This window comes from Glaciimonas sp. PAMC28666 (assembly GCF_016917355.1).
Lineage (GTDB): Bacteria > Pseudomonadota > Gammaproteobacteria > Burkholderiales > Burkholderiaceae_D > Glaciimonas.
In genome coordinates this window covers 1,160,412-1,179,930 of the sequence record NZ_CP070304.1, presented here as the reverse complement: position 1 = coordinate 1,179,930, position 19,519 = coordinate 1,160,412, and the positions used below count along the sequence as shown (strand labels likewise).

The 19,519-nt window shown below is 50.8% G+C and carries 15 protein-coding genes; 5 read left to right on the top strand and 10 right to left on the bottom strand.

Annotated features, from left to right (window positions below; genetic code table 11):
• Positions 1-127: 127 nt before the first annotated feature.
• From dnaG to ybiB, 7 genes are all read right to left on the bottom strand, one after another.
• Positions 128-1,924 carry a DNA primase gene (gene dnaG / locus JQN73_RS04930; protein WP_205322015.1) on the bottom strand — a complete coding sequence of 599 codons (1,797 nt, stop codon included), beginning with the start codon at positions 1,922-1,924 and terminating at the stop codon, positions 128-130.
• Between the two features lie 28 nt (positions 1,925-1,952).
• Positions 1,953-2,405 (bottom strand): GatB/YqeY domain-containing protein, encoded by a 453-nt coding sequence (locus tag JQN73_RS04925; RefSeq protein ID WP_205322014.1) that lies wholly within the window; start codon positions 2,403-2,405, stop codon positions 1,953-1,955.
• A gap of 251 nt (positions 2,406-2,656) precedes the next feature.
• Positions 2,657-2,869 (bottom strand): 30S ribosomal protein S21, encoded by a 213-nt coding sequence (gene rpsU / locus JQN73_RS04920; RefSeq protein WP_005665410.1) that lies wholly within the window; start codon positions 2,867-2,869, stop codon positions 2,657-2,659.
• A gap of 268 nt (positions 2,870-3,137) precedes the next feature.
• Entirely contained in the window at positions 3,138-4,334 is a 1,197-nt protein-coding gene (locus JQN73_RS04915; RefSeq protein ID WP_205322013.1) for an NAD(P)/FAD-dependent oxidoreductase, read from the bottom strand.
• 172 nt (positions 4,335-4,506) lie between these two features.
• The gene (locus JQN73_RS04910) at positions 4,507-5,694 is read right to left on the bottom strand and encodes a YbdK family carboxylate-amine ligase (protein ID WP_240162433.1); all 1,188 of its coding nucleotides are present in this window, start codon (positions 5,692-5,694) and stop codon (positions 4,507-4,509) included.
• 37 nt (positions 5,695-5,731) lie between these two features.
• Entirely contained in the window at positions 5,732-6,943 is a 1,212-nt protein-coding gene (locus JQN73_RS04905; RefSeq protein WP_205322011.1) for a cation:proton antiporter, read from the bottom strand.
• 365 nt (positions 6,944-7,308) lie between these two features.
• Positions 7,309-8,322: a DNA-binding protein YbiB gene (gene ybiB, locus JQN73_RS04900; RefSeq protein WP_205322010.1), complete on the bottom strand. Its 1,014-nt coding sequence runs from the start codon at positions 8,320-8,322 to the stop codon at positions 7,309-7,311.
• Positions 8,323-8,714: 392 nt separating this feature from the next.
• On the opposite strand from ybiB, the gene JQN73_RS04895 reads away from it, so the two are divergent.
• The 4 genes from JQN73_RS04895 (at position 8,715) to JQN73_RS04880 (ending at position 12,607) form a co-directional block, all read left to right on the top strand.
• Positions 8,715-9,284 (top strand): sigma-70 family RNA polymerase sigma factor, encoded by a 570-nt coding sequence (locus JQN73_RS04895; protein WP_205322009.1) that lies wholly within the window; start codon positions 8,715-8,717, stop codon positions 9,282-9,284.
• A gap of 142 nt (positions 9,285-9,426) precedes the next feature.
• Positions 9,427-9,618, top strand: coding sequence for a zf-HC2 domain-containing protein (locus JQN73_RS04890; protein WP_205322008.1), 192 nt, complete (start codon positions 9,427-9,429; stop codon positions 9,616-9,618).
• Between the two features lie 137 nt (positions 9,619-9,755).
• A complete protein-coding gene (gene tsaD / locus JQN73_RS04885; RefSeq protein WP_205323190.1) occupies positions 9,756-10,781 on the top strand; it encodes a tRNA (adenosine(37)-N6)-threonylcarbamoyltransferase complex transferase subunit TsaD in 1,026 nt (341 codons plus the stop codon).
• A 272-nt stretch (positions 10,782-11,053) separates the two neighbouring features.
• Positions 11,054-12,607 (top strand): DEAD/DEAH box helicase, encoded by a 1,554-nt coding sequence (locus tag JQN73_RS04880; RefSeq protein WP_205322007.1) that lies wholly within the window; start codon positions 11,054-11,056, stop codon positions 12,605-12,607.
• A 211-nt stretch (positions 12,608-12,818) separates the two neighbouring features.
• Here JQN73_RS04880 and gluQRS read toward each other — a convergent pair whose 3' ends face one another.
• The 3 genes from gluQRS to JQN73_RS04865 form a co-directional block, all read right to left on the bottom strand.
• Positions 12,819-13,769 carry a tRNA glutamyl-Q(34) synthetase GluQRS gene (gene gluQRS, locus JQN73_RS04875; protein WP_240162432.1) on the bottom strand — a complete coding sequence of 317 codons (951 nt, stop codon included), beginning with the start codon at positions 13,767-13,769 and terminating at the stop codon, positions 12,819-12,821.
• 6 nt (positions 13,770-13,775) lie between these two features.
• Positions 13,776-14,696, bottom strand: coding sequence for a LysR family transcriptional regulator (locus JQN73_RS04870; protein ID WP_205322006.1), 921 nt, complete (start codon positions 14,694-14,696; stop codon positions 13,776-13,778).
• A 166-nt stretch (positions 14,697-14,862) separates the two neighbouring features.
• A complete protein-coding gene (locus JQN73_RS04865) occupies positions 14,863-15,762 on the bottom strand; it encodes a sulfurtransferase (RefSeq protein WP_205322005.1) in 900 nt (299 codons plus the stop codon).
• 147 nt (positions 15,763-15,909) lie between these two features.
• Here JQN73_RS04865 and dnaE point away from each other — a divergent pair, with 147 nt between their 5' ends.
• Positions 15,910-19,377 (top strand): DNA polymerase III subunit alpha, encoded by a 3,468-nt coding sequence (gene dnaE, locus JQN73_RS04860; protein WP_205322004.1) that lies wholly within the window; start codon positions 15,910-15,912, stop codon positions 19,375-19,377.
• The last annotated feature ends 142 nt before the right edge of the window (positions 19,378-19,519 follow it).

Below are 19,519 nucleotides of genomic sequence, written 5' to 3'. Positions count from 1 at the left end.
AGCATATGGAGGGTCACTTCTCCAATTCAAGAGCAGCGTTTTTTGACCCTCTATTTTGTTATTTGATGACTCTTACCGATTAACGTTCCATGTTGACGTCCAGGTATATTGCATCGCGACAATAATATTAACGCTGCGCCACTTCAGCTTCTGCCTTACGCCTCAAATGCTCTTGTTGCAGAATTAACTCCCGGTAGCGATTGCGTGCTTCCTCTGTGCCTAACCCAGTGGCGGCTAATTGCGCTAGTTCGGCTTTCAGGGCTTGCATTTTTGTTTGGTGAATAGCATCGGTTAATTCCATCCGGGCAGTCTCGATATCAGACTCTGCCTCTGCTGCTATCTCAGCAATCAGCGATTCGAATTCTGCACCACCTTCCCGTAAATGCTCTGCCAACGAAGCAAAATTAGCTTGTGCGCCCATCGTCCGGCTGGCTTCGATCAGCTGGGCCAGCATTTCGGCGCGGTCTGGCGCAAAATTGGCGACTGCCGCTAATGCCGATTCATCCAACTCTGACGTCAATGACGGATGCGCCACCATTAATCGTATGATCTGTCGTTCTATGCCCACCGGTGCAGGGCGATTTCCACGCGGCGGAGCCTGGCGGGCGCGGGAGATCGGCTTCACCAGTTCAAATAGAGATTCAATTTCGGCTGCGGTGGATTGCGTCAGTTGTGCTAAGCCGCGGACAATTTGCAGGCGTAAGGATGACGGCGGCATGATCTGTAGTAGCGGCTTTGCATCAAATTGTGCGCGGGCCCGGCCTTCCGATGTGCTTAAATCCACTTCAGCGGTGACTTCGTTAAGTAAAAATTGTGACAAAGGCATCGCGTCATGGATCTCTCGCTCAAATGCCTCCGTTCCTAGCTCCCGCACGTAGCTATCCGGGTCATGCTCTTTTGGCAAAAATAAGAACTTAATTATCTTGTTGTCGCTCGCATGCGGCAAGCAAGCGTCCAGCGCGCGGCGGGCAGCGCGGCGGCCAGCGCCATCCCCGTCGAAGCTGAAAATTACCTGATCAGTTTGCCGCAGCAATTTGTGGACATGCGTGGGAGTGCAAGCGGTTCCTAAAGTAGCAACTGCTTGCGGAAATCCACATTGTGCCAAAGCCACCACGTCCATATAGCCTTCGGTCACTAACACGTAACCTGCATCGCGAATTGCCTGTCGCGCTTCAAATAACCCGTACAACTCATTCCCTTTTTGAAATAAGGGTGTTTCCGGGGAATTCAAGTATTTGGGCTCTCCATTGCCCATAACGCGGCCGCCAAAGCCGATTACCTGGCCTTTCGTGTTGCGAATTGGAAACATGATGCGGTCGCGAAAGCGGTCATAACGCTTGCGGTTGTTACCTTCTTCATCGGTTCGATCAATGACCAGGCCGGACTCAACCAGTGCGGTCACTTCATAATCCGGGAAGACCGTGCGTAAACTGTCCCAATTATCTGTCGAGTAACCCAGACCGAATTTAGCGGCAACTTCGCCGGTTAATCCGCGGCCTTTTAAATAGGCAACCGCGGTCGGCGCAGTCCGCAAATTTTGTCGATAGAAATCGCAGGCGATAGTCATGGCTTCTGATAACGCTAAGCTTTGGGCTTGATACGCGGCGCGTTGGGCCGGGGGGATTTTATCGTCGCTCTCTGGCACGACCATGCCTACATTTTGCGCCAGATCTTTAACAGCTTCGACAAAACCAAGGCCGGAGTATTCGATCAAAAAGCCGATCGCCGTGCCATGCGCGCCACATCCAAAGCAGTGATAAAACTGTTTGGTCGGACTAACGGTAAAGCTGGGAGATTTTTCGTTGTGGAAGGGACACAAACCCATGAAGTTTGCGCCGCCTTTCTTGAGTTGCACATAGCGACCCACCACGTCGACAATATCAACGCGGGTTAGCAGATCCTGAATAAAGGATTGTGGAATCACTGCAGCGATCGTTTGGCTGGTGGGCCGATTATGCTTTTGGCAATAACGCGACTTTTACAAGCCCCGAGACTGCAGTGAGGTCCGCGCGACCGGCCAATTTTGGCTTTAATATCGCCATCACTTTGCCCATGTCTGGCGGACCAGCAGCGCCGCTGGCGCTCACGGCGGCTGCGACTTCTGCCTGTATTTCTGCATCGGACAGACCTGCTGGCATATACGCGGCAAGGATGAGGAGTTCCGCTTTTTCGATGTCCGCTAAATCCTGGCGATTTCCGGCCTCAAATTGGGTTATCGAGTCTTTACGTTGCTTGATCATCTTTTCAATGATGGCCAGCACTTGCGTATCGGTAACAGTAATCCGCTCGTCGACTTCTTTTTGTTTGATTGCGGCAGTGATCAGGCGAATCGTATTGAGTTTCGCTGTCTCTTTGGCGCGCATCGCTGCCTTCATATCTTCGGTGATTTGTTCTTTAAGGCCCATGTGATTCTCCAGGATAAAATCAATAGAATTTTGTGGAACCTGCCGCCTCTCGCGACCATTGCAGTGCGCAGTGTAGACAGATCAGATGTACTGAAAAGGTACATTCCGATCGCTGCACTTTTGGCGCTTTGCCTTTACAAGCCCTACATCAGTTCCGAAATAAGTCTGATAAATGGGAAAACCCGCTGCGGAACAACACCGGAGCGGGTTTGTAATTCTTGTCTTGCCACCGCAATAAACGCGGTGAAGAATCAGTACAGCTTTTTCGGCAATTGCTGGCTGCGGATGCGTTTGTAATGACGCTTCACTGCAGCTGCTAGCTTACGCTTACGTTCAGCTGTCGGCTTCTCGTAAAACTCGCGCGCGCGCAACTCGGTCAATAGACCTGTTTTTTCGATGGTGCGCTTGAAGCGACGCATTGCGACTTCGAACGGCTCGTTTTCTTTAAGACGAATTGTGGTCATGTAAATTCAAACCATGGTTAAATTGGGAAGAGGGCGATTATAGCAGGCGAAATCAATAAAAGGAAGCGTTCTGATAGTCGGTAACGAAACGTTGATGTAAATGTGCCACGTTTTATCGGGTTTTCGGGGCGCCCCGCGCTGTCTTTTTTATTTTCTTACGTTTGCAGGGATCGGATAACGTTTCTGATCGTAACCCACGGACTTCTCACTCTGCTGCGGAAAATCTCTGCGTAAGAGAGTAAAAAGACATGGGTAAAAAAGACATAGGTTAAAAAGACATTCCAGCTGCCTTGCCCGAAGCCCACGCCCATTGGAAGTTATAGCCGCCCAGCCAGCCAGTGACGTCAACCGCTTCGCCAATAAAATGTAAGCCCGGTACTTTATTGGCCATCATGCTTTGTTGGGATAACTCGCGCGTATCGACGCCCCCCAAGGTGACTTCAGCCTTCCTGTAGCCTTCGGAGCCGCTTGGTGTGATGGCCCAGCGATTGATGGCGTCGCTGAGGGTTCGAAGCGTGCGGTCTGGCGTATCGGCAATACGGGCAGCGGGATCGATTTTATTGGCCTCCAGCAACCCGAGAGCGAGGCGATTCGGTAGCCATTGAGAGAGTAAATTACCGAAGTTTTTCTTGATGCTGGTTTTGCCTGTGATTAGGGTTTCAGCGACGTCAATCTCCGGTAGCAAATTCAGAGTCAGCGGCTGCCCCGGTTGCCAGAAGCTGGAAATTTGCAAAATTGCGGGACCGGACAAGCCGCGATGGGTGAACAGCAGGTCTTCCTTAAAGAACCCCTGCGATTTTTTCTCTCCTGCGGTAACTTCAACCGGTAACGCTATCCCTGCCAGTGGCAAGAAAGGTTGCCAGCTGGCGGCGTCAAACGTGAGAGGGACCAAACCGGGGCGGGGCGCAATCATCTTTAGACCGAACTGTTGGGCGATGCGATACGCAAAATCAGTCGCGCCGATCTTGGGTATCGATAAACCGCCGGAAGCGATAACGACATTATTCGTCAGGATTTCGCCCATATCGGTATCAATCCGAAATAAATCACCTTCTTTACCAATACTTGCAACACTGCAAGGCATGCGCCAGATGACGTTGCCGAGTTCACATTCGGCTTTCAACATGGAGATAATTTGCTCCGCAGAGTCGTCGCAAAACAGCTGGCCTTTGTGCTTCTCGTGATAGCCGATGCGATAGCTTTTCACCAAATTAATAAAATCCTGGGGACTGTAGCGTGACAATGCACTCTTGCAAAAATGGGGATTCTGCGAAAGGTAATGCTGTGGAGCGGCGGCGGCGTTCGTGAAGTTGCACCGCCCGCCACCGGAAATGCGGATTTTTTCCGCTAATTTATGGGCATGATCAATAAGGACTACTTTTTTCCCGCGTTGCCCGGCAACAGCGGCGCACATCATGCCAGCCGCACCAGCGCCGATTACGGCGACATCGAATTGTTTTGCCATTATTATTTTGGTGTTTTTATTGCGTGAGAACTTGCGAAAATTCCCCCTACCGCGTTGCAATTTCTAGCATTGTCGTCTGCATGGACGGGGACGAAGTCCATGCTGCGACAATATGCGAAAACCTTTTGCAGTTATGTTGTGTAGATATTGCATAACTTTTAGCGCATTGAAACTATTGAAAGTACGGCGGGGGCGTCTGGCCCATCCATAATTCTGAGGACAGGCGCATCATGTCATTTAAAGTGCCGCGCTGGGCGAAAGTTTTCCGAAGCCATCCAGAATCGCTTAACCGTTCATTCGCCATCTTGGCTAATCGCTTCAGCGATAATCGTTCGGCTTCATTTTGAGTATACCGTTCAAGATCGTGTAAATGCATCAGCAGATGTGCGTGGATCGATTGCTTGGAGGACATTTCCACTGTCTCGCCGTGAATAGCGTAAGAACCATTCAAGCCGTAACGGCTGGCTTCAAAGCGATTAAATTGGTACAGCAGATAAAAATCATCGCGGATGATAAATGGCCGTTCGGTCAATATCCAGCGCGCCAACAATTGCGCATAGCAACCTAAATGGGCGGCATGTTCGATGGTAAGCGGCGTATCGCACACTCGTATTTCGACCGTGCCGTATTCTGGCTTAGGACGGATATCCCAATAAAAATCTTTCATACTACCGATGATGCCCATCTGTATCAGCTCGTTGTAATACCGTTCAAATTCGGCCCATCGATGCATGACAGGAGCAGTCCCTGATAGCGGGAAAGCACGCACCACATTGCTACGCGATGATTCGAACTGGGTATCCGCCCCCTGATGGAACGGAGAGGCTGCTGAAAGTGCAATGAAATGAGGGACAAAGCGTGAAAAGGCATGGGTCAGATAAAGCGCATCGTCACCGTTGGGGACACCGATGTGAATATGCTGGCCGAACACGGTGAAAGATTTGGCCAGGTAGCCATATTTTTCATAAATGTTATTGAAGCGTTCGCTCGGCGTCACCCGCTGCTCGTTCCAGTGTTGAAAGGGATGTGCGCCGCCGCCAGAGACATCAATGTTGAGGTACTGCGCACCTCTGTTAAGGGCTGCGCGCAATACTTTCAGTTCTTCAATGAGAGAGTCGACGCTGGTATGTATGTCGGAATTGAGCTCGATCATACCTTGCGTCATCTCGAGCTTGATTTGCTTCTGCAAGTCGCGGGGCTCAATCCAGGTCAGCAGGTCAACCGCGTCGCTGGCCAGATTATAGTTACGGCGATTGACAAGTTGCAACTCCAGCTCGATTCCCATGGTAAAGGGAGTCGATGCGGTAAATGGCAAAATTTCCGGGCTTGCTGGTGGGTTTAGATCGTCAGATTCAACCATGTGTTTTCTCCGTTGGCCTGCTACGGCCAACATATGTTTAGCCTTCGCGGCCACTTTCGCCAGATTTGATCAGCGCAAATTGCGTCGCTATCGGACCAAATAACTCTAATACGATCAGGCACCCAGCAAGTAACGGCAGGACGTCGGCAGTGGTATGGGGATAAAGATAAGAGATGGTTTGCATCAAGCCGAGGCCAGCTTCTGTCATGGGCAGCGTGGCGAGGGTTATTAATCCCGCTTGTTTCCATTTCATTTTGGCAAAATGGGCAAACGTAAATACGCCGCAAGCCATCGCCAGAAACCGGGCACAGATTAACACCATGACCGACATGCCGACCATCGAAAGGTCAGTCAGCCGGATGGATGCACCCACGGTGACAAACAACATCACTATAAATAGCTCATTGGCGATGCCGAATTCCAATTCCATCAAATCATATTGATGATCCATGTTTTTCGACATGATGGCGAAGACCAGCATCGTCAGCAATACCGGTAATTGCAGGGCATGCGCGGCCCCAATAGCCAGTGAGATGACCGCAATGACCAAAACGAACTGGCTACTTGGCTGGCGCCCCAACAAGCGTGCCAGAGGTATCATCAGTCGATAAGTCACGTAGGCTAGCAAAATCGATCCGACGAGTGAATATCCTGTGTGGGCGAACAGCGTGAAAAACGGTGTCGTTCCTTCGTGCGCAATGATCGGCAATAACGCGTAGGCTACAAGAATAGCCACAAAATTATTCAGCGCAGTCATTGCTGCAAGGCGTCGGGTGACCTGGCCTTCTGCCTTAAGATCCCTTAAAACAACGATGATCACAGCGGGTGCAGTGGCGATGGCGAGGACGCCGCCAAGCATGGCAATCACCGTCGACGTGCCTATCCAGATGAGGGCGCCGCTGACGAATGCAAAGCACAGCGCAGAACTCAGCAAGACGGTAGCCAGTAGCCATTTTTCGCGTTTTAGCCAGCCGATGTCGACGTAACGTCCAAGTTGGTACACGACCAACGCGACCGCAATGTCGGCGAAAATATTAGCTAATTTGAGGACGTCGCCAGAAAGCAGATTAAGACCACCAACGCCTAGAATGAAGCCCACCACCAGATAGCCGGTGATGCGCGGAACCCAAGGGGTCTTTGTTGCGATATAGCCGCCTAGCAATCCGAATAGCAGCAAGCTGCCAAATAACAGCAGTGCATTCCACTGTATCGGGTCTGCTAAGGCAAAGGACGGAAGAGCCCAATCCATAGATACTCCCGGAGGTTAGTTTTGCTGAACTTGCTGTGCCGGTAAAAACCTTGATGGTTCGTTAAAGTGTGGCGCAAGGAGCTGATTAAGAGGGAAAGCTGGCTAAAAAAATAATTCAGAATTTATTGGAAATTGAAAGTATCTAAACTATTTGGGGAAGGGGTTGGTCTCGCCGCGATGGCGATGATTTTCTGTTTGCTTCTACGATGAACACTCCGCATGGGCTTCCTCCTGGAATCATGGTTTGGGCACCTGAATAATGCCCGCACGGTCATGATATTTATGCTTCAAATTATTGATCGTTTGTCCGTTTTAAATCGACTTAGTTCCTGAATTGCACGTTTTTTGCACCGTTTTAACGGGTCTTAACGCAAAAATGGTACTGAAGTTTGCCTGAGTTTAAGTATTTTGCAAACCTCTTTGCAATGTGCAACCTGTTCCAGAATCGGTTTCGGTATCGCGATTCGGCCTTCCAGAGCGTCGAGTATCCAGCGCGCTGTCACGTCTGCGTTGCGCTCTTCCGGTAGCGCAGGTATTTCTTCAGCGATGGTTTGTTTTTCAACTAAAGTGGTCTGCGTGCCAACATGGAACCACTCGATTTGTTGCGCGCGTTTGGCGTTGGCGACTGTTTCGCCTTCGGTGCCACGCATGAGGAATACATCGCCCCGTTCGGCGGCTGCGGTTGTCTTGAAATAGGAGCTCAGCATGGCCAGATATTCCGGGTGCGTATAGGAACTTAAGCGCAGCGCTGGCGCGCTAAACGGTTGCATAATTTTCACCAAAGTATGGGTCGAGTTGCGTACACCCAAGATGCGGCGCATGTCGAGTAACCGTGACATTTTTGGTGCTAAAGCAGCGATTGGCATGAAAACCGGTTGAAGTGCCGCGAAATGTTGCGTCGCTTCCTCGACATTGGTGATGTGCGGTTGTCCTAGCGCCGTAAAAATTTCTGCAGTAGTAATTCTTCCAGGGTCCGTCAATACGCCATGCACCAGGACCGGAATACCCTCGCGGGCCAACAGCAATGCCAGTAAAGGTGTCAGGTTCGCCATGTGGCGGGCACCGTTGTAACTCGGAATGACCACCGGTGCGTACAGTGACGATCCAGCCGCATTGCTTTCGGCCGCGCTTGGGATCGGGGTGAAAGAAGCTTCAGCGGCATCGAGAAAACCAGCGATCTCATCGACGGATTCGCCCTTAATGCGCATAGCCAGCAAGATGCCGCCCATCTCTAAATCAGACACACGGCCGTCTAGCATTGCAGAATAAAGGTCTGCTGCATCCAGGCGAGAAAGGCTGCGAGCGCCGTCTTTCCCGCGACCGATTTCTTTGATAAAACGCGCAGCTTTAAATGGTTCTGGTGATGTTATATTTTGCATATGGCAATGGAGCAATTTAAGTAAATGGGTAGCGTAAATGAGCGGCTTAACAACGAACTTGTTTGAATGAAGCGTCATCCATGAATTATCAGCTGAATTGTAGATTGATAAAGCCTGTTGACAGACCTGCCTGGAGACTTAATCATCGATTGCGCTTGTTGCACTAAAGTACGCACAAAATGCGCATGGATCCTTTCATTCATCACGATGCGGGACGCTGTTGTACAAGCGCTTGATTAGTTGTATGTATTTTTTGCGTATTTGACCATATCATAACGTTATTCGTCATGCGGTTTGTCGGCCTTCATACGTCCATTGTTTGTTGTCCGAGTTGCCTGAACGTTATATGTAACGCCTAAGTCCCGCTTTTTTTGGATCAATTTTGGATCAATATGGCAATTAACCCCCACGATCTTGAAGCATTGCGGTTACCTTTGTTGAGGTTTGCGCAACTTCAGTTACGCAATACCAGCCTGGCTGAAGACGCAGTATCGGAAACCATCGTTGCAGTAATGGAACATCCTGATCGTTTTCAACAGCAATCGTCCTTGAAGACGTATGTTATTGGTATTCTCAAACATAAGTTGATCGATCAGTTGCGGCGCGGCAAACGGGAGATACAACTCACGGATGATCCTTACGATGAGCGTAGCGACGCGGACATGGTGGATGCGTTATTTAACAGTCGGGACCACGCAATTGAAGCGACGCCAGACTGGGGAAGTCCTGATCAAACGTTGGAACGTAAGGAATTCTTCGATATTTTACAGTTGTGCATCGATAGGTTGCCAGCCAAGACCGGACGCATTTTTATGATGCGAGAGTGGTTGGAATTGGATACCGACGCAATCTGCACGGAGCTGAATATCACCAGCGCTAATGCCTGGGTTCTGTTGTACCGTGCACGTACGCGCCTGCGTGAATGTTTACAGATTAATTGGTTTGGCACGCAGTTGGCATAGCGGTACCGGCAAATAGACAGGGCGCCGTACTTTTTTGTTGCTGTCTGGATATTTCCTTGCCGATGAACTTTATTTGAATGTAATTTTCGTGGTGTTTCCACGACTACGCATGATGACTCCTCTTCGTCCAACACCATAATTTATGCACCGACACCGCTTGTTCCCTACTTGCCGAGAAACCCAGAGCCTCTTGTCTGAAGCACAGGATCGAACACTTTCGCCCTTTCATCGCGCTCGCGTCAGGGTGCATTTGTGGACCTGTACTGCATGTACTCGCTTCTCTGACCAGATTCATTTCTTGCGGGATGCCATGCGACGTCTGGGGAAAGATTAAATTATCGGCGCGAACGCGGATGGTCTGCTGTCGACATTTACCTATGATTGCCCCGCAAGCAAAGGGATACGAAGCTTATTCTTAAGCTTGAGCACACATTCCATTACAATGCCACATTGTAAAAATTGTCTATTACCATGATTGTTCTTGGCGTTGAATCATCCTGTGATGAAACCGGCATTGCGCTCTACGATACGCAGCGCGGTTTGCTCTCTCACGCACTCTATTCGCAAGTTGCAATGCACGAGCAGTACGGTGGCGTGGTGCCCGAACTTGCATCCCGGGATCATATCCGACGTGCGATTCCTTTATTGCAACAAGTATTGTCCGAGGGAAATACGGCCCTGAATGAAATTGATGCCATTGCCTATACGCAGGGGCCGGGACTAGCTGGCGCTTTGTTGGTCGGCGCGTCGGTCGCGTGCGGCCTTGGACTGGCTTTAAATGCACCCATGCTCGGCGTCCATCACCTGGAAGGACACCTTCTATCTCCGCTACTGGCTAGCAATCCACCAAAATTTCCGTTCGTGGCTTTGTTGGTATCCGGTGGGCATACGCAATTAATGCGGGTAGATGGCGTAGGGCAATATAGTTTGTTGGGCGAAACATTGGACGATGCCGCAGGTGAGGCGTTTGATAAATCCGCCAAATTACTCGGACTCGGTTATCCCGGTGGACCCGCAATATCACGGCTGGCAGAGTCGGGAGACCCAGCCGTTTATCAATTGCCAAGACCAATGTTGCATTCAAAAAATCTGAATTTCAGCTTTTCGGGGCTGAAGACCGCAGTTCTTACATTGGTAAAAAAACAATCTTCCGCCATGGGTGAACAGGATAAAGCCAATATTGCCCGGGCTTTTGTGGACGCGCTGGTAGAAGTTCTGGTAGTTAAATGTCTGGCGGCGTTAAAACAGACTGGGTTGAATCGGTTGGTTATCGCTGGTGGCGTGGGTGCCAATCAGCAATTGCGCAGCGCGCTGGATGCCGCGGCACTTAAGCGACGCTTTAAGGTGTTTTATCCGGAACTGGAGTTTTGCACCGACAATGGGGCGATGATTGCATTTGCTGGCGCAATGCGCTTGCAAGTCAATCCAGAGGCTGCGCAGCGCGACTATACGTTTAATGTGCGACCGCGCTGGCCACTGGATCAGATAGGAATATGAACAGAAGTGATGAAATTTGGCTGCTAGGCGTATAATACCGGACTAAATACTGGACTGTAATGCAAAAGTGTGCTGATCGAACGACAGTTACACACCTTCTATCGATTCGGCTTGAATACAGTCAAACGATTGCTTCTAGCAACGTTGGCAGATGTAAAGTTGACACGAAATCACGAATTCTTTGAAAGCAATAGTGCCTTTAGGCGAATGCAAATTCGTTAATGCCGCGTTTATATAGATGAACTATACGACGTGGAAGGCCGCCAATAACTATGCCTGACACTCAGTCTGAAAAGCAACAAGAAATTATCATAGCGTCCGATGATGAAACATCTGCGCCTTCCATTCGATTTACCGATTTTGGATTATCCCCAGACATCCTGCGAGCGTTGAGCGATCAGGGGTATGTCAATCCGACGCCGATTCAAGCGCAAGCAATTCCGATCGTTTTACAAGGTCGCGATGTCATGGGCGCAGCACAAACGGGGACTGGTAAAACGGCGGGATTTGCGCTGCCGATTATTCAGTTGCTGCTAGCGCATGCAAATACTAGCGCATCGCCTGCACGTCATCCGGTACGTGCGCTGATTTTGACCCCGACGCGTGAATTAGCGGACCAGGTGGCGGAAAACGTTAAAGCGTATTGCCGCCATACTTCCTTGCGCGCTACGGTGGTGTTTGGCGGTATCGATATGGCACCGCAAACCGCAGCGCTGCGTTCCGGTATCGAAATAGTGATCGCAACGCCAGGTCGTTTGCTTGATCATGTGCAGCAAAAAACTATAAGCTTGTCACAGACGCAAATTCTGGTGATGGATGAGGCTGACAGGATGCTCGATATGGGTTTCCTGCCTGATTTGCAGCGCATTATCAACTTGTTGCCAAAAGAACGGCAGAGTCTGATGTTTTCGGCGACGTTTTCCGCCGAAATCAAAAAGCTCGCAGGTAGCTTCCTTAAAAATCCGGTCACTATTGAGGTCGCACGCAGTAATGCGACGGCTGACAATGTCACTCAAACGATGTATCGGATTGATGACCAGTCAAAGCTGGACGCCGTGTCATTTATCATTCGCGAACGCAACCTGAAGCAGGTTATCGTGTTTTCGAACACTAAAATTGGTGCATCGCGGCTGGCAAAACATCTGGAGAGCGAAGGCGTCAATGCTTCCGCAATCCACGGTGATAAAAGTCAAAACGAGCGCATGGCTGCCTTGGAAGCTTTTAAGCAAGGCGAGATTGAGGTGTTGGTCGCGACCGATGTCGCTGCCCGCGGTCTCGATATCGCCGAATTACCTTGCGTCATTAACTTCGATTTGCCTTATAACGCTGAAGATTATGTGCATCGTATCGGTCGTACCGGCCGTGCTGGCGCGTCGGGTGATGCCATTTCGTTGTGTACCGATAAAGACGAACGGTTATTGGTCGATATCGAAAAGATGATTAAGCACAAGTTTGTTCGTGCTGAATTGGTCGGCTTTGTGGCCAAGCCGCGCGTTTCCGAGCGCGAACGTTCTCCGCGCCGCGAAGAGGGTGATTCACGCGGAAATGGACGCTCGGATTCTCGTTCGGACGCGCGCTCAGATTCACGCTCAGGCTCGCGCTCTGACAGCAGAACCGATTCCCAATCCGGCTCGTCGGATCGTAGTCAGCAGCATACCCGCAGCGCTTACACATCGTTGCCGCGCAAAGAAAAAATTGATCCATGGTTTCTGAAGCCGTACGAACCGACACTGTCGTCGGTCGAGAGCGCACAGAATCAAGGAACACTTCCGGTCAAGCCGAAACATAAGCTTGCTGCGTTATTGGGTGGGATGCCTAAGCGTTAAAACGAGGCTGTGCGCTGAAGGAGGCACTCACTCAAGTGCCCACTTAGGTGCTCACTCAGGTGCTCATCCAAGAACGTAGTGAAATGTATATAGGCCGGTGATTGCTAAAGCAATTTACTGGCCATTTTTATGGTTGGGTATCAACGCCCTAAAGATAAAACCAGGCTGCAACTTCTGTGCACCTTGTAAATGCGCGTTTGCTATGTCGCCATCATGAGTCTGTCTTGAATCTCGCAGTGCTACGGCGCTCGATGCGCTGACCGGCCCACGCTGCAATGGCAAGAGGCCAGAACATTTCTATCGAATTAACGCGGCCAATTTCTAATCCCAAAAACCAGGCTGCCTTTACCAGGGTTTGAAGCGGCTGCGTCAAATCCAATGGTTGTGCATCATATTGTTTAGATAATTTTTCGCCGTTCGCATTGGTAATAACCGGAACATGTAAATAGCTCGGGGTCGTCAGCCCTAATTGCCGTTGCAGATAAATTTGTCGGGCTGTCGAGTCAAGAAGATCAGCGCCACGTACAACATGTGTAACGCCCTGTTCGGCATCGTCGACGACGACGGCAAGTTGATAGGTCCAAAACCCGTCCGCACGCTTCAACACAAAATCGCCTACCTCGATGGCAAGATGCTGTTGCACCACTCCTTGCCACCTGTCTTCAAAGCGAATCAGTTCCTCTGCCTGACCCACATCAGGTACCAGCAATCGGTAAGACCGGGTGGGTTTGCCCACCGGGAGACCTTCTCTGCAGGTGCCGGGATACACCGCAGCGCCGTCTGATGCGACACCGATTTGCGAGTCGACGATTTCCCGGCGGGTACATCCGCAGGGATAGGCCAGTCGCCCGAGCTTGTCAAAGGCATCCAGATAGAGATCGGTGCGCTGACTTTGATACACCACCGTCCCGTCCCACATCATTTGTAGCGTCGACAGCGCATTTAAGATTGCGTCCGCAGCACCAGGAGCAGTGCGTGCTTCATCCACATCTTCCATCCGCACCAGCCACTGGCCCTGGTGGGCTTTAGCGTCCAGATAACTTGCCATAGCGGCCACGAGCGAGCCGTCGTGCAAGAGTCCGGTCGGAGAGGGGGCGAAACGTCCAATGTAATGGGTTGCGTCGGGCATCGGTAGGTAACTGAAAAAAGTAAGGGTGTCCATTTGGCCCTAAGGCCACTCAATAAAATGTTGGGCGGTTCCGGGATGACTTAATTGATTGATAAACCATTTTAACGATTTGCCCAGAACCGGCCTGCGCCAGGCTATTTGTAATTTGACGCCTGGCTTTGCCTCTAATGTTTCTTTTTCTATTAAGGCGCCAGATAAAAAATGGGGAGCAGCCAGATGACGCGGTAAATGACCACATCCCAATCCGTTCAGTTGCGCTTGCAATTTCGTCGACATCGTCGGTACGGTCAAAATATCTTGCCCGATTAACAGCCCGGAGGTGATGCTGGGCAGACCACGTCCCGTGTCGCCGACTGCAACCGCCCGATACTGTTGGATTGTATCTGCGGTCAGCGGTTCCGGCGCCGACGCCAGCGGATGGTGCGGCGCCACCGCGAAGGCCCAATCGGTGGTGCCTAGCGGTCGCGTCTGAAAATCACCGCTCATGCGGACATAGTCGGGACCATCGTGCGGCGCGCCAATCGCCAGATCGGCGCGATCATTGATCAAGGCTTCCCATACGCCGGAAAGGGCCTCGTGAAAAATACGCAGTCGGGTCCCTGCGTTCTCGCGATCAAAGGTGGCGATCATTGGCATTAAAGCCTCGAACGGCACAATACTATCCAAAACAATGCGAAGCTCTACTTCCCAGCCAGTCGCAGTGCGTTTTACGCGGCGCTCAAGTTCTTGTGCCGCCTTTAGTAAATGGCGTCCTTCAGTCAGTAACTCAAGACCCGCAACCGTCAGTTTGGCACGGTGACCTGTCCGGTCAAACAACAAAACATCAAGATCGTCCTCCAGTTTTCGGATGCTGTAAGTGAGCGCTGACGGTACCCGATTCAATGCGATGGCTGCCGCACCAAAGCTGCCTTTGCGGTCGATTGTGTCAATGATTTGCAGGGCTTCCAGCGTCAAATTCATAGTTCGCTCAGCGCCATAAGGAAAATTTAACGATTTATCGCATCATAGATTGCATGATATAGCTAAAATTTGGGGTCACCTTAAACGAGGATGAAATAAACCATCAAAAAGAAAAAAGCGCATCCGGAGGCCGGCTGCGCTTTGTGTTCTTTATCGCACACCATAGTTATGGTGTTAAGTTTGCTTCTGGCTTCGGTGTATTTTGCTCCGACATTTTCCGGGTTCGTTTGGTCGCACAATGCGGACAAGATACGCCAATAACGTATTCCGGTGAAAGCTGCTCTCGAGGCGTCACGACCGTGCGACAGATAAAGCATTGGGACGCGGCGGTTTCCTGAAGCTGCGGATTGAGCGCTGTTCTGTAGTCGAACACAAAGCAATCGCCGTTGTAGTGGGCTCCGCCGCATTCTTCAAAGTATTTCAGAATCCCACCGTCGAGTTGGTAGACGCTGTCGAAGCCAATTTCTTGCATATGTATGGCGGCTTTTTCGCAGCGGATGCCGCCGGTGCAGAAAGTCACCACGGTTTTGTCGATCAGAGACGCCTTATGCGCGGAGATAACGTCCGGAAATTCGCTGAACTTGTCAATCCGGTAATCCACCGTGTTTTCGAAGGTGCCAACATCGACCTCAAAGCCGTTGCGCGTATCCACCATGACCACAGGACGGCCATTGTCGTCGTGGCCTTGATCAAGCCAGCGCTTGAGTGTCTTTGGCGCAACGGATGGGGCTCGACCTGCTTCTGGCTTGATCAACGGGTGTTTCATCGTGATGATTTCCGCCTTTAACTTCACTAGCATCCGGGTAAAAGGCTGATTCTCGGAATAGCTTTCCTTAACTTCCAGATCAGCAAAGCGCGCATCAGATCGTAACCAGACTAAAAACTGATCAATTTGATCACGAAGGCCCGCCAGGAACATGTTGATGCCTTCAGGACTGAGAAGAATTGTCCCTCTTAGCTGAAGTTGCGTGCAGGTTGTGAGAAATTCTGCGCGTTTGTCTGCGGTATCATCGAAAGTGATAAATTTGTACGCTGCAATGTTGACGTAATGTTGTGTGGACGACATAAGCTTGATTTTCCGGGGGTCTTTGAAGTATCTCTGACGTTGCTGTAAGTCATTGATTTAACAGTATTATAAACGCGACAGGACTTTTCGACGTGATTTGCTGTGCGAAAGCCGATTCAGGGCGGGCGGCGGGGTAAAATACGGGCTATGACGACACCGCAATTTACACATCTCCGCCTGCATTCCGAATACTCAATTGTCGATGGCTTAGTGCGCATCGACGACGTAATTAAAGCCGCTGCCGACGATCAGCAAGCCGCGCTAGGGATATCCGATCTTGCCAACCTGTTTGGTATGGTGAAGTTTTATAAAGCCGCGCGCAGCAAAGGCGTCAAGCCTATCATCGGTTGCGACGTCTGGATCACCAACGACGAAGTCCGCGATAAGCCATCACGATTGCTCTTGCTGGCGAAGAACCGTGTCGGCTATCTGCAACTTTGCGAACTGTTGTCTAAAGCCTGGATTGAAAATCTGCATCGCGGTCGCGCTGAAATTCGCTCTGAGTGGCTTGAAGACCTCCAGAATCAGGCTAGCGGGAATGGTCTTATCGCTTTGTCAGGCGCGCATTTCGGCGACGTTGGAATTGCCATTGATAATGGCAATCTGGCAGCGGCGAAACGTTGCGCGCAGCATTGGATGACCATTTTCCCTGACAGTTTTTATATCGAAGTGCAGCGCGCCGATCAGCCGAATATGGAGGCTAACGTGCGCCACGCGGTTGCATTGGCATCCGAACTTCAGCTCCCCGTGGTGGCGACCCATCCTATCCAGTTTCTCGATAAAGAGGAATTTATCGCGCACGAGGCCCGCACCTGTATTTCTGAAGGCGAGATGCTGGCAAATGCGCGCCGCGTGCGACGGTTTAACGATCAGCAATGTTTTAAAACGCAGGCCGAAATGGCCGCGTTGTTTGCTGACATACCAGCCGCGCTACAGAATTCCGTTGAAATCGCCAAGCGTTGCAATTTATCGCTGCAACTCGGCAAGCCGCAACTTCCAGATTTTCCGACGCCTGAGGGCATGTCGATTGGCGAATTTTTGGATCAGCAATCAAAAGACGGGCTAGAGATGCGCATGCTGCATCTATTTCCCGATGAAGAGAAACGCGAACAGAATCGGCAGCGCTATCAAGATCGTTTAAAGTTTGAAATTGACACGATCGTTAAGATGGGTTTTCCCGGATACTTTTTGATCGTTGCTGAATTTATTCGCTGGGCGAAAGATAACGGCGTGCCGGTGGGACCGGGTCGTGGCTCTGGCGCAGGTTCACTGGTGGCATATTCGCTGCAGATTACAGACCTTGATCCGCTGCGATACAACCTTCTGTTCGAGCGATTTCTTAATCCTGAACGGGTTTCGATGCCCGATTTCGATATCGACTTTTGCCAGGAAGGCCGTGACCGGGTTATCCAGCACGTTAAGGATCTGTACGGTAAGGAAGCAGTGTCGCAAATTGCTACTTTCGGAACGATGGCCGCCAAAGGGGCGATTCGTGACGTTGGTCGTGTGCTCGATTTTGGCTATAACTTTTGTGATGGCATTTCCAAACTAATTCCTTTCAAACCCGGCAAGCACGTGACGATTGCAGACGCGATCAAAGAAGAGCCGATGCTGGCTGAACGCCTGGAAAACGAGGAAGAGGTCAAACAGTTATTGAGTCTGGCCCAGCAGGTTGAAGGGATCGCCCGAAATATCGGGATGCATGCGGGTGGTGTATTGATTGCGCCCGGAAAGTTGACCGACTTTTGTCCGCTGTATACCCAAGGCGGCGATGCTGGTGTGGTATCGCAATACGACAAAGACGACGTGGAAGCGGTCGGTCTGGTGAAGTTCGACTTTTTGGGGCTGACTACGCTGACCATTCTTGATCGTGCGGTGCGCTACATTAAGCAGCTTGATCCCGCTATGGCGGATTTCAGCCTGGAAAAATTGCCGTTGAACGACCGGGCTTCTTATCAGTTGTTGACCGCAGCAAAAACCGTCGCTGTCTTTCAGCTGGAAAGCCGCGGCATGCAGGGCATGCTGAAGGATGCGCGTCCAGATCGTTTTGAAGACATTATTGCGCTGGTGGCGCTGTATCGTCCCGGACCGATGGACCTGATTCCCGATTTTTGCAAACGTAAGCACGGCGAACGATTCGATTATCCTGATCCGCGTACCGAAGGTATTTTGTCTGAAACCTACGGCATCATGGTCTATCAGGAGCAGGTCATGCAGATGGCGCAGGTCGTGGGCGGTTACTCGCTCGGCGGTGCCGATTTGCTGCGCCGCGCGATGGGTAAGAAAAAGGCTGAGGAGATGGCAGAACATCGTCAGATCTTCCGCGATGGTGCGGCCAAAGATGGTCTGACCGAAGCCAAGGCCGACGAGATTTTCGATCTGATGGAAAAATTTGCGGGCTACGGTTTTAATAAATCGCATGCTGCCGCTTACGCGTTGCTGTCGTATCACACCGCTTACTTAAAAGCCCATCATCCTGCAGCATTCATGGCGGCCAACTTGTCACTGGCAATGGATGACACTGAAAAAGTAAAGATTCTGGTGGAAGACTCGCTGGATATTTGCAAGCTGACTTTGCTGCCACCGGATATCAATTTGTCCGAATATCGCTTTACGCCCGAAGCCGAAGCCGGTAAAAAGGCTGCGTTCATTCGTTACGGTTTGGGTGCGGTTAAAGGCTCCGGTCAGAACGCGATTGAAGCCATTGTCGCTGCGCGTAACGTAAAGCCTTTCGTCGATTTGTTTGATTTCTGTGTGCGGGTCGATAAACGTCAGATCAATCGGCGCACGATCGAATCATTAATTCGCGCCGGTGCATTTGATTGTTTCAACGTAGACCGTGGCATCTTGCTAGCCTCCGTACCATTAGCGATGGAAGCCGCCGATCAAAAACTGGCAGCCGCAAATCAGGTGAGTTTGTTTGGTGGTGATGACAGCGATCTTGAACAACCGCCGGAGTACGTCAAAGCAGCGCCGTGGACCGACCGTAAAAAGCTTACGGAAGAAAAACTCGCGCTGGGATTTTACCTGTCAGGCCATTTATTCGATATCTATGCACCTGAAGCGCGTCGCTTTGCCCGCACACCACTGGGCAATTTGGAACCGTCACGCGATGCACGAACGCTCGCAGGAATTATATCGGGCATGCGGACGCAAATGACCCAACGTGGAAAAATGGTCATCGTGACATTGGACGACGGCAGCGCATCGGTTGATGTGACAGTTTATAACGAGCAATTCGAACCGAATAAAGGCTTCTTCAAGGAAGACGAGTTTTTAGTGGTACAAGGGAAGGTCTCGGAAGACCGTTTTAATGGCGGCTTACGTATATCCGCAGAAAAGGTGATGGATATAGCAGCCGCCCGAATTCACTATGGGCGCCAGTTTGTGCTGTCACTTACGGCATCTAAACAACAGATTGACGTTATTGAGCTTAAAGCCATGTTGGCGTCGCACCGCTCCGATGCCGGCTTGCCGCTGACGGTACGCTATACCGGAGGCGGGGTAGGGTGCGAAATACTGTTCGGCGACGGATGGCGGGTTTCGCCGAGTGATGGCCTGCAAAGTTCTTTGGCAGACAGACTGGGACGTGAGTCGGTGCTGATCGAATACTAGCGAGGTATGAACAGCATTACCGTCAATTACTACGAACAGCACCAAACAGCAGCAATTTAGACCTTGTGCAGGAAACTCCGGTATCAGGCGGTCCAACAAAAAATAACTATTCGGAGAAGAAATTTGTCCTATTTGAAGTGGC

Excerpts from the sequence above, each read along its gene's own strand:
- JQN73_RS04905 (WP_205322011.1), bottom strand. The coding sequence starts at position 6,943 with ATGGATTGGGCTCTTCCGTCCTTTGCCTTAGCAGACCCGATACAGTGG.
- JQN73_RS04895 (WP_205322009.1), top strand. The coding sequence starts at position 8,715 with ATGGCAATTAACCCCCACGATCTTGAAGCATTGCGGTTACCTTTGTTG.
- JQN73_RS04880 (WP_205322007.1), top strand. The coding sequence starts at position 11,054 with ATGCCTGACACTCAGTCTGAAAAGCAACAAGAAATTATCATAGCGTCC.
- JQN73_RS04890 (WP_205322008.1), top strand. The coding sequence starts at position 9,427 with ATGCACCGACACCGCTTGTTCCCTACTTGCCGAGAAACCCAGAGCCTC.
- JQN73_RS04870 (WP_205322006.1), bottom strand. The coding sequence starts at position 14,696 with ATGAATTTGACGCTGGAAGCCCTGCAAATCATTGACACAATCGACCGC.
- JQN73_RS04915 (WP_205322013.1), bottom strand. The coding sequence starts at position 4,334 with ATGGCAAAACAATTCGATGTCGCCGTAATCGGCGCTGGTGCGGCTGGC.
- rpsU (WP_005665410.1), bottom strand. The coding sequence starts at position 2,869 with ATGACCACAATTCGTCTTAAAGAAAACGAGCCGTTCGAAGTCGCAATG.
- JQN73_RS04910 (WP_240162433.1), bottom strand. The coding sequence starts at position 5,694 with ATGGTTGAATCTGACGATCTAAACCCACCAGCAAGCCCGGAAATTTTG.
- JQN73_RS04865 (WP_205322005.1), bottom strand. The coding sequence starts at position 15,762 with ATGTCGTCCACACAACATTACGTCAACATTGCAGCGTACAAATTTATC.
- gluQRS (WP_240162432.1), bottom strand. The coding sequence starts at position 13,769 with ATGGACACCCTTACTTTTTTCAGTTACCTACCGATGCCCGACGCAACC.
- JQN73_RS04925 (WP_205322014.1), bottom strand. The coding sequence starts at position 2,405 with ATGGGCCTTAAAGAACAAATCACCGAAGATATGAAGGCAGCGATGCGC.
- dnaE (WP_205322004.1), top strand. The coding sequence starts at position 15,910 with ATGACGACACCGCAATTTACACATCTCCGCCTGCATTCCGAATACTCA.
- ybiB (WP_205322010.1), bottom strand. The coding sequence starts at position 8,322 with ATGCAAAATATAACATCACCAGAACCATTTAAAGCTGCGCGTTTTATC.
- tsaD (WP_205323190.1), top strand. The coding sequence starts at position 9,756 with ATGATTGTTCTTGGCGTTGAATCATCCTGTGATGAAACCGGCATTGCG.